Here is a 2,108-nt window from a genome sequence, read left to right as displayed (position 1 = left end):
GGCCAAGCGGGTCGCCGTGATCCACCCCGAGGCCCTCGCCGAGACCGGCGACGCGCTGCGCGCCGACCTAGCCGAGCAGGGTTACGACGCGGTGGCCATCCAGGTGCCCAACGCCGAGGAGGCCAAGACCGCCGAGGTCGCCGCCTACTGCTGGAAGGCGCTCGGCCAGTCCGGGTTCACCCGCACCGACGTCATCGTCGGCGTCGGCGGCGGCGCCAGCACCGACCTCGCCGGTTTCGTGGCCGCGACCTGGCTGCGCGGTGTGCGCTGGATCGCCGTGCCGACCACCGTCCTCGCCATGGTGGACGCGGCCGTCGGCGGCAAGACCGGCATCAACACCGCCGAGGGCAAGAACCTCGTCGGCGCCTTCCACCCGCCGGCCGGCGTCCTGTGCGACCTCGCCGCCCTGGACTCCCTCCCGGTCAACGACTACGTCTCGGGCCTCGCCGAGGTCATCAAGGCCGGCTTCATCGCCGACCCGGCGATCCTCGACCTGATCGAGTCCGACCCCGAGGCCGCGCGCACCCCGGCCGGGCCGCACACGGCCGAGCTGATCGTGCGCTCCATCAAGGTCAAGGCCGAGGTCGTCTCCTCCGACCTGAAGGAGGCGGGCCTGCGGGAGATCCTGAACTACGGTCACACCCTCGGCCACGCCATCGAGAAGAACGAGCGCTACAAGTGGCGCCACGGCGCCGCAGTCTCCGTCGGCATGCACTTCGCCGCCGAACTGGGCCGCCTCGCGGGCCGCCTTGACGACGCCACCGCCGACCGCCACCGCAGCATCCTCGAAGCGGTCGGCCTGCCCCTCCACTACCGCTACGACCAGTGGCCCAAGCTGCTGGAGAACATGAAGGTCGACAAGAAGTCCCGCGGCGACCTGCTGCGCTTCATCGTCCTGGACGGCCTGGCCAAGCCCACCGTCCTGGAGGGTCCCGACCCGGCCGTCCTCCTCGCCGCCTACGGCGAGGTGGGCGAGTAAGTCCCCCGTCGCACCTTCCGTCCGATTCGCCTTGCGGGGCGGGCACTTCGGACCGCCCCCGGCCGTTCACCAAAGGACGGCCGGGGACGGTACCGTTCGGTCGGGGCCCCTCCCACGCCCTCTAGGCTGTGGGAGAGCGGGTACCCCTCCCGCTGTCAGCGCCCATCGCCTGTACGAGACGGAGTGGCACCGGATGCAGCACGCAGTGGGTTCTCCGCTGCCGCCGCCCCCTCAGCCGGGGCACGGACCGGCCGTCGGCTGGTCCCCGGCCGCACACCACCCGGGCCCGCACCAGGGCTCCGCCCCCGTGCCCCCGCCCACGGCGCCGGGATACCCCATGCAGGCCCCGCACCCCGGGCCGCCGCAGCAGGTCCCGCCACCCGTGCCGGACACCACCGGGCACGTCCCGCTGCCGCCCGGCGGTCCCGTCGCCGCGCCCAGCATGCCGCCCGCCGCGGCCGCCGTGCCCGACCCGGCGACCACCTGCCTCGCGGTGCTGCTCATCGGCCCCGCGGGCGCGGGCAAGACCAGCGTCGCCAAGTACTGGGCGGACCACCGCAGGGTCCCCACCGCCCACATCAGCCTCGACGACGTGCGCGAGTGGGTCCGCTCGGGCTTCGCCGACCCCCAGTCCGGGTGGAACGAGAACTCCGAGGCCCAGTACCGCCTCGCCCGCCGCACCTGCGGCTTCTCCGCGCGCAACTTCCTCGCCAACGGCATCTCCTGCATCCTCGACGACGCGGTCTTCCCGGACCGCCCGGTCGTCGGCCTCGGCGGCTGGAAGCGGCACGTCGGACCCGGCCTGCTCCCGGTCGTCCTCCTGCCGGGCCTGGACATCGTCCTGGAGCGCAACGCCGAACGCAGCGGGAACCGCCGCCTCACCGACGAGGAGGTCGCCCGCATCCACGGCCGCATGGCCGGCTGGTACGGCTCGGGCCTCCCGATCATCGACAACTCCCAACTCGACGTCCCGGAAACCGCCCGTCTCCTCGACGAGGTCCTCGCCCGCTCCATAGCCAGCCCCCCGACCTGGTAAGCGCCGGGTGAGGGAGCGCCCCAAAGGGGCGCGGGGAACTGCGCGAGAAGCCCCACCAACCGCAAGCCGCCGAACAACCCCACCCCCCACCCC

The 2,108-nt window shown here is 73.4% G+C and carries 2 protein-coding genes; both read left to right on the top strand.

Annotated elements, in window-relative coordinates; translation table 11 throughout:
- A partial coding sequence (gene aroB / locus GTW67_RS06410; RefSeq protein WP_161163824.1) for a 3-dehydroquinate synthase occupies nucleotides 1-979 on the top strand: 979 nt, incomplete at its 5' end.
- Nucleotides 980-1,172: 193 nt separating this feature from the next.
- Nucleotides 1,173-2,015, top strand: coding sequence for a Pro-rich N-terminal domain-containing protein (locus GTW67_RS06405; protein ID WP_161163823.1), 843 nt, complete (start codon nucleotides 1,173-1,175; stop codon nucleotides 2,013-2,015).
- Nucleotides 2,016-2,108: the final 93 nt, after the last annotated feature.

It is taken from the genome of Streptomyces sp. SID5910, assembly GCF_009862125.1.
GTDB lineage: Bacteria > Actinomycetota > Actinomycetes > Streptomycetales > Streptomycetaceae > Streptomyces.
Note: the sequence above shows the minus strand (reverse complement) of the source record. Positions and strands in the feature narration are given on the sequence as shown.